Source organism: Clostridium sp. CTA-19, from assembly GCF_054767855.1.
The window spans coordinates 46,041-61,430 of sequence record NZ_BAAABH010000006.1 but is presented as its reverse complement, the minus strand read 5'-3'; the positions used below and the strand labels follow the sequence as shown (position 1 = coordinate 61,430).

13 protein-coding genes are annotated in these 15,390 nt (G+C 26.9%); 3 read left to right on the top strand and 10 right to left on the bottom strand.

What is annotated here, in order from left to right:
* Nucleotides 1–4: 4 nt before the first annotated feature.
* On the top strand, nt 5–856 hold the full coding sequence (locus ACYUE0_RS05015; protein ID WP_460269716.1) for a hypothetical protein: 852 nt from the start codon (nt 5–7) through the stop codon (nt 854–856).
* A 46-nt stretch (nt 857–902) separates the two neighbouring features.
* Here the strand turns inward: ACYUE0_RS05015 and ACYUE0_RS05010 are convergent, their stop codons facing one another.
* Together ACYUE0_RS05010 and ACYUE0_RS05005 are read right to left on the bottom strand one after the other, a co-directional pair.
* Nucleotides 903–2,855 carry a YgiQ family radical SAM protein gene (locus tag ACYUE0_RS05010; RefSeq protein ID WP_460269715.1) on the bottom strand — a complete coding sequence of 651 codons (1,953 nt, stop codon included), beginning with the start codon at nt 2,853–2,855 and terminating at the stop codon, nt 903–905.
* A gap of 279 nt (nt 2,856–3,134) precedes the next feature.
* Complete coding sequence (locus tag ACYUE0_RS05005) at nt 3,135–3,197, bottom strand: hypothetical protein (protein ID WP_460269774.1); 63 nt, start codon at nt 3,195–3,197, stop codon at nt 3,135–3,137.
* A gap of 151 nt (nt 3,198–3,348) precedes the next feature.
* Between ACYUE0_RS05005 and ACYUE0_RS05000 the strand changes: the two genes are divergently transcribed.
* On the top strand, nt 3,349–4,077 hold the full coding sequence (locus ACYUE0_RS05000) for a trimeric intracellular cation channel family protein (protein ID WP_460269714.1): 729 nt from the start codon (nt 3,349–3,351) through the stop codon (nt 4,075–4,077).
* Between the two features lie 112 nt (nt 4,078–4,189).
* On the opposite strand, the gene ACYUE0_RS04995 is transcribed toward ACYUE0_RS05000, so the two are convergent.
* The 4 genes from ACYUE0_RS04995 to ACYUE0_RS04980 all read right to left on the bottom strand — a co-directional run bounded on the left by ACYUE0_RS04995 (nt 4,190) and on the right by ACYUE0_RS04980 (nt 10,226).
* Nucleotides 4,190–5,401 (bottom strand): redoxin family protein, encoded by a 1,212-nt coding sequence (locus tag ACYUE0_RS04995; protein ID WP_460269713.1) that lies wholly within the window; start codon nt 5,399–5,401, stop codon nt 4,190–4,192.
* A gap of 269 nt (nt 5,402–5,670) precedes the next feature.
* Entirely contained in the window at nt 5,671–6,420 is a 750-nt protein-coding gene (locus ACYUE0_RS04990; RefSeq protein ID WP_460269711.1) for a M15 family metallopeptidase, read from the bottom strand.
* A 130-nt stretch (nt 6,421–6,550) separates the two neighbouring features.
* A complete protein-coding gene (locus ACYUE0_RS04985; RefSeq protein WP_460269710.1) occupies nt 6,551–8,311 on the bottom strand; it encodes a methyl-accepting chemotaxis protein in 1,761 nt (586 codons plus the stop codon).
* A 229-nt stretch (nt 8,312–8,540) separates the two neighbouring features.
* On the bottom strand, nt 8,541–10,226 hold the full coding sequence (locus ACYUE0_RS04980) for a flavin monoamine oxidase family protein (protein ID WP_460269709.1): 1,686 nt from the start codon (nt 10,224–10,226) through the stop codon (nt 8,541–8,543).
* A 239-nt stretch (nt 10,227–10,465) separates the two neighbouring features.
* Here ACYUE0_RS04980 and ACYUE0_RS04975 point away from each other — a divergent pair, with 239 nt between their 5' ends.
* Nucleotides 10,466–10,735: a DUF1294 domain-containing protein gene (locus ACYUE0_RS04975; RefSeq protein ID WP_061995163.1), complete on the top strand. Its 270-nt coding sequence runs from the start codon at nt 10,466–10,468 to the stop codon at nt 10,733–10,735.
* 544 nt (nt 10,736–11,279) lie between these two features.
* Here ACYUE0_RS04975 and ACYUE0_RS04970 read toward each other — a convergent pair.
* From ACYUE0_RS04970 to ACYUE0_RS04955, 4 genes are all read right to left on the bottom strand, one after another.
* Nucleotides 11,280–11,939, bottom strand: a complete 660-nt coding sequence (locus tag ACYUE0_RS04970) for a peptidylprolyl isomerase (RefSeq protein WP_460269707.1) — start codon at nt 11,937–11,939, stop codon at nt 11,280–11,282.
* Between the two features lie 351 nt (nt 11,940–12,290).
* Complete coding sequence (locus tag ACYUE0_RS04965) at nt 12,291–12,434, bottom strand: hypothetical protein (protein ID WP_157450857.1); 144 nt, start codon at nt 12,432–12,434, stop codon at nt 12,291–12,293.
* 173 nt (nt 12,435–12,607) lie between these two features.
* Nucleotides 12,608–12,823, bottom strand: coding sequence for a heavy-metal-associated domain-containing protein (locus tag ACYUE0_RS04960; RefSeq protein ID WP_460269706.1), 216 nt, complete (start codon nt 12,821–12,823; stop codon nt 12,608–12,610).
* 56 nt (nt 12,824–12,879) lie between these two features.
* Nucleotides 12,880–15,321 (bottom strand): heavy metal translocating P-type ATPase, encoded by a 2,442-nt coding sequence (locus ACYUE0_RS04955; RefSeq protein WP_460269705.1) that lies wholly within the window; start codon nt 15,319–15,321, stop codon nt 12,880–12,882.
* Nucleotides 15,322–15,390 lie beyond the last annotated feature (69 nt).

Sequence of the window (15,390 nt, the reverse complement as noted above, 5' to 3'; positions counted from 1 at the left end):
TTAAATGAATTTTACTATTTTAAAATATGCACTGTCTATGACAATGTACTTTGCAGTTTTAATATGTATAGTAGAACTTATGAGAAAACATTGCAAACTAGCTAATATGGTTTGGATTTGTTCTCTTTTAACTTTTCCACTTTGGATTATGGGTGGAGTTTCAGGATGGTTTCGTTGGGCAAAAATTTTAAGTGTTATATTACCAACAATAATAGTAGGCTTTTGTAGAATTTCAAATTTTGAAGAACGCGAAGGGAAGTTTTGGGGATTTTTTCAGAAAAATTGGATTCTTTGGTTTACCTATGGAATATTATTTTTAAATATATTAGAGGCTACCCTTAAAGATATTGCTCTGGGTAATTATGCCAATGCAGGTTGTGGTTTTTTACTATGTGTAACAATTCCATTTGCGCCTAAATATTGGAAATATGATAAACAAGGTGTTGGGGATTTAATTTGTTACACAACAATTGGATGGAATTTTTTATATACTACCTGGAATCTTTGTTTTGTTTTTGGTGAAAGCCCTAATTATTTTGCCAGCTCAATATGTATACTTCTCGCAGCAGAATTATATCCATTTATAAAAAGAAAACCAGAATTATATATTATGGCAAGAGTTTACACATTAGCAACTCATATGATTCTTCGCTCATGCTTCGGCCCAATGTTTATAACACTTATGGATGCATCCTCTTGGTATAATGAACCCCTTTGGAAGTATTGGGGAATAGTAAATCTTATACTTATAATTCCATACCTATTTTGGTATATGTGGCAACTTCATACTGGAAGTGCAAATCATACCTTTATAAAAAAAGACTCTTATTTACACTCTAAATTTTCAAGAATGTAATTATTATAAAAGCTACACTTTAATAAAGTGTAGCTTTTCACATTTTTCATTGTCTTCTTTTCTTTCCAGCCTTTTTTTTATTTTTAATAACACCTATCTCTTTTTTACTTTTTTTATTATCTTTATTAAAATTTTTATTCTTATCACTTTTTTTACTACAATTATTTTTATCTTTACTATAATATTGTGATTGTTTTTTATTTTTAGGTTTTATTAAACATTTTTCTTCAAATCCTATAAGATCTGTTCTATTTTCAAGATTTAAGGCTTCATATACTAAATCATATTTTTTAGGGTTTCTAAATTGAAGTAATGCTCTTTGCATAGCTTTTTCTGCCTTACTTTTAGGAACGTAGACTTCTTTCATTGTTCTTGGATCTAATCCTGTATAAAACATCGTTGTTGATAAAGTTCCTGGTGTAGGATAAAAGTCTTGCACTTGTTCTGGTTGATATTTAATATCTCTTAAATATTCTGCAAGCTCTATAGCTGATTTTAGTGTGCTTCCTGGGTGACTAGACATTAAATATGGTACTATATACTGTTTTTTACCAACTTTTTTAGTTATTTTATAAAACTTATCCATAAATTCACTATATGTTTTTCCTGCTGGTTTTTGCATATATTTTAAAACTTCACCACAAGTATGCTCTGGCGCAACTTTCAATTGACCACTAACATGATGCTCTACAAGTTCATTAAAGAAAATATCATTTTTATCTGCCATTATATAATCATATCTTAATCCTGAACGTATAAACACTTTTTTTATTTTAGGTATTTCTCTAACTTTTTGTATAACCTGTAAATATTCACTATGATCTGCATCTAAATTTTTGCATGGTCTTGGATATAAGCATTGCTTATTTTTACATGCACCTATTTTAAGTTGATTTTCACAGGCAGGTTTTCTAAAATTTGCTGTAGGTCCACCTACATCATGTATATATCCTTTAAAGTTTTTAAGTTTTGTAATTTCTTCTGCCTCTTTTATTATAGATTCTTCACTTCTACTTTGTACAATTCTTCCTTGATGAAAAGTTATAGCACAAAATGAACAGCTTCCAAAACATCCTCTTGAACTAACAATACTAAATTGAACCTCTTCTATAGCGTCTATGCCCCCATCCTTTTCATATATAGGATGATACGTTCTTTTATAAGGCAAGTTATATACTTTATCTAGTTGCTCTCTTGTTAATGGCATTTCTGGTTTGTTCTGTACTAAATATTTACTTCCATGTCTTTGTATTATAACATTTCCTCTAATTGGGTCTTGTTCGTCGTATTGAACCTTAAATGCTTTGGCATATTGGATTTTATCCTGTGAAACCTCCTTATAAGAAGGAATCTCTATGTAATCAGAATAGACTTCCTCTAAATCGTCTACAACATAGCAAGTTCCATTTACGTCCCTTATGTATTTGGCCTCCATTCCAAGGTTTAATCTATCTGCAATATCGACAATTTGTTTTTCACTCATTCCATACGCTAATAAATCAGCTCCACTATCTATAAGCATAGATTTTCTTACTTTGTCACTCCAATAATCATAATGAGCAAATCTTCTTAAACTAGCTTCTACACCACCAATAACTATTTGAACATCTTTATAAGCTTCTCTTATTTTATTGCAATAAACAATAGTAGCCCTATCTGGTCTTAACCCCATCTTACCGCCTGGTGAATAGAAATCTTTTTCTCTTAACTTTTTATTTACTGTATAATGATTAACCATAGAATCCATATTACCTGCATTTACTAAAAACCCTAACCTTGGTCGTCCTAATTTTTTAAATTCATCTATGTTTTTCCAATCCGGTTGAGCTATAATCCCAACTTTATATCCTGAATTCTCTAAAACCCTTGAAATTATAGCAGTTCCGAAGCTATGATGATCTATGTATGCATCTCCCGTAACTAAAATAAAATCTAACTGCTTCCATCCTCTTTCTTCCATATCTTTTTTACAAATAGGTAAAAATTTATTATTTGTCATTAAATCACCTGCTAATTTATTATTTAATTTACTTTGTTATTTTACATTCTAACTTAGTATAATGCAAATATTTTATAGAACTTTAAATAGTGAACCAAATTAAAATTTAGTTTTATAATCATGTAATTTAAGTCTCAATTTTTTATCTGTATATTTATTTGTATTTTTTATAAATTTATATACTATTATATTATTTTTCAATAATATTACTATAAATATGCTTTATATACTATAATCCATTTGTAGTTTATTTAAGTAATGAGATTTTAAATGAAAGATTTACCTAATTTTTTTGATTAGTTTGCTCAAACTCGTAGAAATGTTTTTGTAAATATTAAAAATTTGAAAGATGGAGGAAAGATTACCTTATACAAAAATAGAGACAGCAGACATCGGTCAATTAAATATTAGAATTCAAGCATTTATAAAAATGTTATAATTATTTTTTATTTAATAATTTAATTTATGCTATTTATTTTAAGGAGATTTTACTATGTTTTTATTAAATATTTTTGAGTTTATAGGCACTGTTGTTTTTGCTATCTCTGGAACTCTTATTGCAATACAAAAAAAACTAGATTTATTCGGCATTCTAACTCTATCTATAGTAACTGCTGTAGGTGGTGGGATTTTTAGAGATATAATCATTGGAACTACTCCACCTATGGCTTTTAAAAATCCTTTTTTTTGCTTTATAAGTATATTAACATCAATAATAACTATTTCTTTATACTCTTTCATATCAAAATTTACATATAAAAAAGCTTTACAAGAATATGAAATTGATATTTTTGATAAAGATTATAATAGTGAAAATATCAAACATAGAATAAATTTTTTAAGAAAGAGAACCGCTATTTTAAAGAAATTCAATGCTATTTTTGATGCTATAGGCCTTGGTATTTTTACTGCTGTTGGTTCAAACATAGCCATTTCAAATAAATTTTCTAATTTATTCTTAGTAATTTGTATGGGGTCTATAACTGGAATAGGTGGTGGTATATTAAGAGATATATTTGTACAGGATATACCAGTAGTATTTAAAAAAGAACTTTATGCTATAGCCTCTATTTTAGGTGCTTTTGCCTTTTGGTTCCTATATAAGCATATATCAATTATACATTGCTTATATATTTCTGCTTTTGTAACATTTTCTTTTAGAATATTGTCTCTGCATTTTAACTGGAATTTGCCTAAATTAACAATAGAAATTTTAAAATAAAGCTCTAAAAATAAGCTATCTCAAAACAAAAATGAGATAACTTATTTTTTAATTTCATCTATTAATATTATTTGTTTTTACTACATTTTCTATAGTTCTTTTCAGAATTTATCTATTTTTTCGAGCTATCTATAAGATACTTCATTGTATCTTTATCCATTGCACCTGGAATATATTGAACTATTTTACCATCTTTATCAATTATAAACGTTGATGGAAAAGCATTTATTCCATATTGATATAATAAATTCCCACTATTATCGAAAACAACTGGAAATGTATATCCTTCCTTATTTAAAAATTCTATTATATCTTCTTTAGATCCTTCTGAGCCTATTTCAGGTGAAGCAACACCTAGTATTATAACTTCATCGCTATTTTTATTGTATTCATTATATAATTCTTCAATATGAGGCATTTCCCCTTTACACGGAGGACACCAAGTAGCCCAAAAATTTAAGAAAACAGTTTTTCCTTTATAATCGCTAAGTTTATGTTCTTTTCCATATTGATCATATAAAATAAAATCTATAGCACTACTGCTATCTTCTGTAACATTCTCTTTTTCTACTTGGCTATCACTATTCTCATTCTTTTCTTTTACTATTTCAGAGTTTTCTACATTATTTATTTGATTATTTATTCCGCCAAAACCATTAATCACCATAAACATACCGGCTCCTATAAGAATTAAGCCCCCTATTTTCTTTATAATATCCATGTATAGTTTTATTTTATCTAGTGTTTCAAATAATTTATTATAAAATAATGCTGTAATTATAAATGGTAATATAAAACCTATAGTATATGCAGCTATTAAAACATTTCCTTTTAGCATGCTACTAGAACTTGAGGCTATTATTAATACAGAAGCTAGTATTGGTCCAACACAAGGTGTCCATCCAAAACTAAAGGTAAAACCTAAAAGATATGCAGATATAGCTTTCATTTCTTTTACTTCCATATTATATCTTTTTTCTTTATTTAATAAAGAAAAATTTAGTATCCCCATATAGAATAATCCCATTATAATTATAATAATTCCACCTATAAACATTATCATATTTTTATTTGTATTAAAAAAACTACTTAATGCATTTACTGATGAACCTAATATAAAAAATGTAGTTGATATTCCTAAGGTGAAAAATATTGTATTTTTAAATAAAGAACTTTTTATAAATTTATCTTCTCCATTTTTTAAACTTTGCACACTACTATTGGATAATATACTTAAATAAATAGGTAATATGGGCAATATACATGGTGAAAAAAATGATAATAACCCTTGTATAAAAACAATTAATAAGTTTACATTTTCCATTTGAAGCCTCCTATATATTTTTTTAATATCATTTAACTTGCATATTTCCACCAATATACCAATATATTTGAATATATTGGTATATGTATTTTTTCCATTATATCAGTATTTTAATAATAGTACAATTATAATTTATATTATTGTTTACTAAGTTCTTTTTTTTATTACCCTAAATCATCTACTATGCAAATTACACATAAAAATAATCCCATTATGATAAACAGTTTTATTATTTTATCTATCTATCACAATGGGATCATATAGAACTTTTAATTAGCTTCATAATAGCTCTTTTTTTCTTCTACATATTCCTCTAATGTTATATTCTTATCAAACATTTCTTTTGCCACATCTTCTCCTACATATCTTATATGCCATGGCTCATACTCATAGCCTGTAATATTTTCCTTATCCCTAGGATACCTAATTATAAAACCATATTTATAACTATTTTCTGTAATCCATTTATATGATTTAGTGTACTGAAACCCTTCATCTAATGTGGTATGCTCTTCTGAAAGTATATCTATTGCTAATCCTGTTTGATGTCCACTTTCACCAGGTTTAGCTACTGCTCTGTCTGCCTCTTTCTTTCCAACAGACTTGACTTCATTATCGTAAAGAAGCTTTTGATAGTAATAATCTCTGTAACCAGAAACCCCTAAAAGATATATTCCATCATCTTCAGCATAACTAAACATTTTCTCTAATGCTAAAGCCGCTGGCTTATCTAATAATTTTACATTTTCATTTGAACCTTTCAAAAATTTTATATTAGGCTTTACAAGCTCTTTTGGAATAAAATCTTTGTCTAATGAATAGTCTCTATTTACAATAAGAATTTTATGTTTTTTGTTATTTATAGAAGCTATAGATATATTTTTATATACATCATTTGCACTACTATCTTCTTTTTCTTTTATAAAATGTGATAACCCATTATTCTTTAATTCAACTGTAAATACTGCAATTAATATCATTAGTAATGAGATTATAATTTTTTTATTATTTCTATTCATACACACCCCCTGTTTCTCTAACTATATATAAATACTACACAGGTGATGTTTTTTCCTTTTTTTACCATAAATTAATTATATTCTATAAAAATACAAAGAAAATTCTTATGTTAACTTTTAATATTAAGTTCTAGTCAAGAGTAAATTTTTCTATCATGCCAACCATATCATTAGATATAGAATTTAACACTTCTGCTAAATTAGATAAATTAATTATAGTCGATGATTGTTGCTCAATTGATTGAGATACTTCTTCCATAGAAGATGCAAGCTCTTCTGAAGTGGATGTTACATATTCAATATTATTTAAAATTCCATCTTTCATTTTCACAGAATTATTAGTAAGAGCAGCTATTTCTTTAATTTCAGGTATTATAGTATTCATTTTATTAACTATATCTTTAAATATATTTATATTTTTTAAAATTCCTTCATGTTGATTTGAAAATTCCATAGAAATATTATTAGCTCTTTTCCCAACAGAAGTAGTAGCCTTTGATATTTCTCCAATCAATTGAGTTATATTCTCCGATGACTCTAAAGTTTGTCCTGCAAGCTTTTTAATTTCCTCTGCAACTATTTTAAACCCTCTACCTTCTCCACTATATCTAGCTGATTCTATGGATGCATTCAATGACAGCAAATTAGTTTGTCTTGCTACATTATTAATTGTTTTGGTAATTGAACTTATATTATTAATATTGTTAGTAAGATTTGTTATTTCATCTATAAAACCTTTAAAGTTAAAAGTTAAATCATCTATACTTAGTATTACTTCACTTATTCCTTGGGACCCTCTGTCTGCAAATGATTTAATTTCATTACTATTATTTTCTATTGAATTTATTTTTTTATTTATTCCATTTAAATTAAGTGAAAACTCCTTAATTTTACCTGTGGCTTCTATTAAATTTTCACTTTGAACATTACTGGATTCTGCAATTGTATTTACTGAACTTGATATTTCTTCACTTACAGCTGCTATTTCTTTAGAAGACATATTCACTTCTTTTGAATAACCTTCTAAATTCTCCGATACATTTCTTATTTTCCATATAATATTTTTCAATGATATATTGGTTCCATCAATATCTTTGGCCAAAGCTAATATCTCATCCTTAGATTTTATATCAATTACCTTTGTTAAATCTCCATTTGACATATTTCTTAAATAATCTCTTATCTTTAGTAGTGGCTTGGTTATACTAGATGATATTATCAAGGCTATTACTATTGATACAAAAAATACTATTATACTAATTAAAATTGTAATATAAATTCTTTCTTTTACTCCTCTAAACATTTTACTATTATCCATTTTTACTACCACTAAACCAGGTATATCCAAATTAATACTAGCCGAGCTTATAACCTCCTCTTTTGCTTTAACACTAGCTGATGCTATAACATCTGATTTATCCTTATTATGTAAGCCATTAATTTTTGTATTATATAATGGAACTACTGAAAAATATTCATTTTTACCATTAAACTTCAACTTAAAGCTTGCTGGTTTATTTTCATCAATTAATTTATCTATATTATCATTGTTAAAATTAATACCTATCTTACTTTCATCTGTATTAGCAATATAATTAAAATTTTTATCTAGAACTCCAATATAAGAAGCTAATTCATACTGTGATTTTAATAGATCAATTATTTTAAGCTGAATTTTTTCTGGACTTTCTATACCAATTGGTGATATAACCTTTTCTATATGCTCTGCATAAGCATAGCTTTTATCTAATGATTGTTCTTCAAATTCTTTATATCCATTAACAAATTCAACTGTTAAAAAAACAATCAAATTTATAATTATTACAGATAAAAACCCTAATATTATTTTCTTTTTAACTGAGTTTAAATTAAACATTCCTTTTAAATTCATAAAAATCCCTCCCCATAATATATTAGCATAATATTCATTAATTGAAAATAATTATCAAAAGATTTTTGATTTCATTTTCCATTAATTATCTCCTAATAATTATTATCGTAGGTTTTGTTATAAAAATAATACTATTTTTATATAATTTTTATTATAAATTTTAAGGACAGTATATAGATTTATATATAACTAATCTACATACTGTCCTTTTAAAAGATAAAATTAAATCTTACATTATAAATTTGCAGTACTGTGCTATTTCATTTGCAGCTTTCATGCCACTACTTAAGGCGCCTTGACACCAAGCATGTAATACAGAAGTGTGTTCCCCTGCAAAATATACTCTATTATCATACTCTGGTGTTATCATAGGGTATGAAAAAAGTCTATGTTGCGATGGCATAAAATAGCAATACCCTCCATAAAATCCTTGTTCTCTTTCCCATTGTATTATTTTCACATCTTCAACTACAGAATCAAGATACCCTCTTTTAAGCCCATGCACTTGCTCAACTTGTCTTTTTACTGACTCAATTTTTGTTTTTTCATCTAAATTACCCAATCTTAATGCATCTTGTCCTACAATATAAGATGCTAGCAAAACACCTTTATCATTAGATTTGTTTTTTTTCTTATTATAGCAATCATCCTTATTAATCTTACTATTATATCTCTGATCTACATACCATACCTTTCCTATAGGTAAATCAGTACTTGATGCTCCTCCATATATACCATCTTCTTCCCAAAATCTTTTATTACAAAGGAAAAATACCTTCTGAGCACACATATAATTCACTTCTTTAATAGCCTGCATTTTTTCATTACTGAACATAGGGAATAATTCTACATTTCTAAGACTTGAAAATGGAATACTACAAATAACAAAATCAAAAGTTTGATTAAATCTTTCCTGTGATTTATTATGTTGCTTATATTCTACTATTACTTTATCATCTTTATTATGTTTAGATAATGCTACAACAGTGCTACCAGTCTTTAAAGTAACCTTTCCTAAATTTTTTTCTTTAATATTAAAAACTTCTCTAGGCTTTTTAGACATCAATGATTTATAAAATGAATTTGAAAGATTTACAAAACCTCCATCTATTTTATACCTGTATAAATTTTCCACATTATATTCTTCTTGTAATGGTTCAAAATAACTATTATAATATGCCATACCTATAAAGGGCTCTAATCCTGAAATTAACTCTATAGCACCTTCACTTAACCCCAATTTTTCCATCATTTTTCTTGTACTAAAATTATCTAAGTAGTCAATTTCTAAAGGATATTCTTGCTGTACTTTTAAAATTTCTTTTCTTACCTCTGGACTCATATTTAATAGTGGTGTTGTTAATACATAACTTATAAGTTTTTGCCATGGAGTAACTCTTTCTTTTGGAGTCAACTTAAATTCTGGATAAATTTTTTTCATTACATCTTTTCCTAACAAATCATTTTTTGCTCGTTTATGCCTTATATATATATAAGTATTTTCATCTGATTGAATAAAAGGACTTGTTTTTAAATCAAATGTATTTATATAATGCCATGTAGTCTCATGGCTAACAGGTATTCTCATAGCACCTAGTTCAGCATATAGCCCTTCATCTTTATCAAAATAATGAGTATATATTCTACCACCTATGCGTTTTTCTTGCATTTCAAATATAGTAATATCAAATCCTAGTTTTCTAAGCTCAAAAGCAGATGATAAACCAGCAAGACCTGCACCTATTATACCAACTTTAATTCCTTTACAACTTCCTGCTGGAAGTATTGTTGTAATATCTCTTGGAGGCGACATCATCTCTATAATGTTTTCCAAATCCTCTGGTCTATTTAAAACTTCTAAAGCTCTTTTTAACATTTTATATCTCTCTTCATTACTAGGGTTATTAGGTTGCATATAACTTTCTTCCATATACAATATAAATACAGCTCCTTTTCCTTTCTATAATAAACATATTATTCAAATCAATAGAAAATGAGTATATTTATTATTTTTATGATTTCTATTATTTTTTTTAATATATTTTTATAAAAAGCTAAAAAGCTTTTCATTCTGATATTTTATGATGTACTATATATAATATATAAATTAAAATTTTAGGTTAGAATCCTATATATATAATTTAGGAGGTTTTTATGACTAATATATTTATATTTTATCTAATTACCATGAACATACTTGGATTCTTATTAATGTATATAGATAAAATTAAAGCTAAAAAACATAAATGGCGTATTAAAGAAAATACTTTACTCTTCATTGCAATTTTAGGTGGTGCATTAGGTTCTCTTATAAGTATGTATACATTTAGACACAAAACTAAACATGCAAAGTTTACCTTAGGAATTCCTTTAATATTAATAATTCAAATTATATTTTTATACTATACAATATACAAAATATAAATTTAATAATCACTCCTTTTACCTAATATATAGGGAAGCAAGCTCCAATTTAAATTTATTCAATAACTTTAAAATATTTTCACACAAGATACAGTGTTGAATTTCAAGTGATTCGGAGCATGTCTCACTATTTTAGGTATCCAAGTTTTGGAATGGATAATTTTAAAAGTCAACTTGGAATCCTATAACTATTCAAAAGTAAAATTCTTAATCTCATTCATCTTTCAATTGCTGAAAAATACTCCTTTTCCAGAGAAATTATAATATTTTCTATGAATCTTTTTTATAAATTAAAATAACACTTATTCATCACTGAACAAGTGTTCTTTTAAAAATATTTACGTATATATTTTTATTTTCTTGGATTTTCAAATGAAGGTGGAGTTGGAGTAATTGTTTTTTATGTTCAAACATGAACTACACCTCCAAATAATAAATTTCAGGTTTATTATTTGTTATTATATATTTATATATTTTATATAAATATATAAATATATAATAAAAAACAGGATTTCTAATTTTACTTAGAATCCTGTTTTTCATTCTATTGAGTTACTTTTTCTGGTTCATTGTATTGAACTCCAAAAGTATCTACTGTTACCTTTTTAATTTTAATCTCTTTTACTGGTTTATCATTTTTATCTGTCTCTACATTTGCTATTTTATCCACAATTTCAAGACCCTCTACCACTTTACCAAAAGCAGCATATTGATCATCTAAATGTGGTGCAACTTCATGCATTATAAAAAATTGAGAACCAGCTGAATCAGGATCCTGTGCTCTTGCCATGGATAACACACCCTTTTCATGTTTTAACACATTCTGCTCAAATCCATTCTCTTTAAATTCGCCTTTAATAGTATATCCTGGGCCACCAGTTCCATCACCTTGTGGATCCCCACCTTGAATCATAAATCCTTTTATAACTCTATGAAATATTAAACCATCATAAAAATTAGAATTAACTAATGATATAAAATTTCTAACAGTATTTGGTGCTAAATCAGGATATAATTCTGCCTTTATAACAGAACCATCCTCTAACTCTATTTTGGCAATTGGATTTTTTCCATTTTCTCCCTTTTCACTTTTAACTACAGTCGGAACTTCCTCTTTGTCCTCTTCTTTTTTAGTACATCCAGAAAGTACAACTGTAACCCCAATTATAATTAATAATATTAGTGCTATGTATTTTTTGCTCATAAAAATCTCCTTTCTTGAGTTTTGATTAAATTTTACCATATTTATAAATGAAGTAAAATATTTATATTTAATCTAAATTAAAATAAAGATAATTTATTACTTAGAAAGTATTTTATTTGCTTAAAATCTTAATAATTTAATAATATCTAATGTTTATTACAAAGCTGTGACGACTGTAAAATATCTTTACTCATACATATTAAATTAAGTAATACATAAAATCCCTTAACTTCATAAAATATAATTTTCAACTTTTCAATCTATTATTTCTGTCATATATATTTACTTAAAACATAAAACCATGGATTGTATCAAAGCAATATATTCTATGCTTAAACCCATGGTTTATTCTTAATTATTATTTTTTTCTAAAGACCATTTTAAAATTTCTTCATATTTAGGATATTCACTTGTTGCTACCTTGTTAAAAGTATCATAGTCATAATCATATAATATTTCTATATCTTCTTTTTCTTTAGTATAAATTTTTCTCATTCCTTTCTTTAAACATATATAATTATATTATCAACATATAAATCAAACTTTATGTATTATACTTCAATTTTAAAATTTAGTCCAAAAATTATATAATTTCATTACTTATAAAAACTTTTAAAAAGTAAAAGGGTATTTAAAATTTAAGAAAATACCCTTTTACTTTTTATTTATTAAATTCTTTCAAAGTTTACAGCTTCATATCCATATTCATCTAATGCACTTTTTATTATATTTTCACCAATTTCTTTATTGCATTCTATTATAGCACTTTTACCTTCTAAATTGACTTCTACTGAAGTTACTCCTTCTAATCCGCTTAAACATTCATTTACATGTTTAACACAGTGCATACAACTCATTCCATTTATTTTAATTTTCATTTTCATAATTTTTTCTCCTTTAATTATAATTTATATAAAGTTTTATAGTTTTAAACTTTAATTTACTCCTTGAAATTTTTAAGTCTTAATGCATTTAAAAGCACTGAAACTGAACTAAAACTCATAGCTAAAGCTGCAATCATAGGATTTAAAAGTGGACCTTTAAAAATATGAAGTACACCCATAGCTATTGGTAATCCTAATGTATTGTACCCAAATGCCCAAAATAAATTTTCTTTAATATTTTTTATTGTTTTATCACTTAATTTAATAGCTAGAGGAACATCTATAAGATCACTTTTCATTAAAACTACATCTGCTGATTCAATTGCTACATCTGTTCCTGATCCAATTGCTATTCCTATATCAGCCTTAGCAAGTGCTGGGGCATCATTTATTCCATCTCCAACCATAGCAGTTTTCTTTCCCTTATTTTGAAATTCTTCAATAACTGAAGCTTTTTCATTAGGAAGAACATCTGAAACTACAACATCTATACCAACTTCTTTAGCTATTGCACTAGCCGTTATTTTATTATCCCCTGTAAGCATCGCTACTTCTATACCCATAGAATGTAACTTTTCTATAGCTTCTTTACTACTTTTTTTAACAGTATCTGCAACAGCTATAATTCCTTTTAATTCACTATTTATTGCAATAAACATAGGCGTTTTACCTTGCTGTGCTAACCTTTTATAATCATCATTAAAATCCTCTATATCTATATTATTTGAAATCATAAGTTTATCATTACCAAGTAAAACATTATTATTTTCTATTTCACAATCAATCCCTTTGCCTTGTATAGCTTTGAACTTATCAATAGTCTTAAATTCTAACTTTTCCTCTTTAGCCTTTAAAACTATAGCTTCTCCTAATGGATGTTCTGATCCCTTTTCCGCTGATGCTGCAATTGATAATAAGTTCTCATCACTAATGTTTTTACTGATTATGTCTGTAACTTTAGGCTTACCTTCAGTTATTGTTCCTGTTTTATCAAAAACTACAGTTTCTATTTTATGAGTTTCTTCTAATGCAGTTCCATTCTTAAAGAGAACTCCCATTTCAGCTCCCTTTCCTGTACCAACCATAATAGCTGTTGGAGTAGCTAATCCTAAAGCGCATGGACAAGCTATTACAAGAACGGAAGTAAATATAGTAAGTGCAAATACAAAATCCTTTTCATATATATACCAACCTATAGAAGATATTAATGCAAGTATTATTACAGTAGGTACAAAATATCCAGAAACTACATCTGCAAGCCTTGCTATCGGTGCCTTCGACCCTTGTGCCTCTTCTACTAACTTAATTATTTGAGCAAGAGCTGTATCACTACCAACCTTAGTTGCTTTATATTTAATATGACCATTTTTATTTATGCTAGCGCCAATAACATTACTTCCTTTAGCTTTTTCAACTGGTATGCTTTCTCCAGTTAACATACTTTCATCTATAGAAGTTGTTCCATAAACGACAATTCCATCTACAGGAAGTTTTTCACCTGGTTTTACAACTACTATATCAGAAACTTCAACATCATCTATTGGGATTACAATTTCTTTTCCATCCCTCTCAATTGTTGCTGTTTTAGGTGTAAGTCCCATAAGTTTTTTTATAGCTTCTGATGTTTTTCCTTTTGTTTTTGATTCTAAATATTTTCCAAGAGTAATTAAAGTTAATATTGTTGCTGCTGATTCGAAATATAATTTTTCATGAACAGCATGTACGTTTCCATTATAAATTTCAATCATTGCATATATACTATACAAATAAGATGCTAAAGAGCCAATTGATATAAGTGAATCCATATTAGGATTCCCTTTAATTAATGACTTAAATCCAACTATAAAAAACTTATTCCCTATAATTATTACTAATGTTGTTAATATAAATTGTATTAAAGCAAAATTAAAGGGATTTCCCATAGGATTTATTATGCTAGGTAACTTCAATCCAAACATAGACCCCATTGATATTATAAGTAACGGTATTGTTATTACTGCAGATGCTACTAATCTATTAAAAAGATTCTTACTGTCTTTTTCTTTTCTTTCTTTGTCTTTGTCTATAGAATCATTTTCTGCACTTATTACTAAATATCCAGCTTTTTTTATAGATTCTTTTATTTTAGATATATGAACTTTATCTTTTTCAAATTCTACTGTCAATCTTTCATTTGCTAAATTTACATTAGCATCAACTACCCCATCTAATCTTTTTACTGTTCTTTCAACAGCTTTGGAACAAGCAGCACAGGTCATACCTCCAATTTTTACTGTTTTAATTACAGTATCTAACTTTGCCTTATAACCACCTTTTTCTATAGCATCTATTATAGTTTCTAACATAACTTTTTCTTTATCAAAAGTTATGTTTAATTTTTCTGTTGCCAAATTTACATTTGAACTTTCAACGCCGTCAAGTTTTCTTGTTATTCTCTCAACTGCTTTTGAGCAAGCTGCACAGGTCATTCCCTCTATCTTAATGTTTTTATTATCCATAACCCTCTCCCTTCGCAATATAGCGTTTTAAAATTAAACTTTAGCTTTAGTAAACTATTTATATCTTTT

Coding starts and splice junctions, on each gene's coding strand:
- ACYUE0_RS05015 (WP_460269716.1), top strand. CDS start 5: ATGAATTTTACTATTTTAAAATATGCACTGTCTATGACAATGTACTTT.
- ACYUE0_RS05010 (WP_460269715.1), bottom strand. CDS start 2,855: ATGACAAATAATAAATTTTTACCTATTTGTAAAAAAGATATGGAAGAA.
- ACYUE0_RS05000 (WP_460269714.1), top strand. CDS start 3,349: ATGTTTTTATTAAATATTTTTGAGTTTATAGGCACTGTTGTTTTTGCT.
- ACYUE0_RS04995 (WP_460269713.1), bottom strand. CDS start 5,401: ATGGAAAATGTAAACTTATTAATTGTTTTTATACAAGGGTTATTATCA.
- ACYUE0_RS04990 (WP_460269711.1), bottom strand. CDS start 6,420: ATGAATAGAAATAATAAAAAAATTATAATCTCATTACTAATGATATTA.
- ACYUE0_RS04985 (WP_460269710.1), bottom strand. CDS start 8,311: ATGAATTTAAAAGGAATGTTTAATTTAAACTCAGTTAAAAAGAAAATA.
- ACYUE0_RS04980 (WP_460269709.1), bottom strand. CDS start 10,226: ATGCAACCTAATAACCCTAGTAATGAAGAGAGATATAAAATGTTAAAA.
- ACYUE0_RS04975 (WP_061995163.1), top strand. CDS start 10,466: ATGACTAATATATTTATATTTTATCTAATTACCATGAACATACTTGGA.
- ACYUE0_RS04970 (WP_460269707.1), bottom strand. CDS start 11,939: ATGAGCAAAAAATACATAGCACTAATATTATTAATTATAATTGGGGTT.
- ACYUE0_RS04965 (WP_157450857.1), bottom strand. CDS start 12,434: ATGAGAAAAATTTATACTAAAGAAAAAGAAGATATAGAAATATTATAT.
- ACYUE0_RS04960 (WP_460269706.1), bottom strand. CDS start 12,823: ATGAAAATGAAAATTAAAATAAATGGAATGAGTTGTATGCACTGTGTT.
- ACYUE0_RS04955 (WP_460269705.1), bottom strand. CDS start 15,321: ATGGATAATAAAAACATTAAGATAGAGGGAATGACCTGTGCAGCTTGC.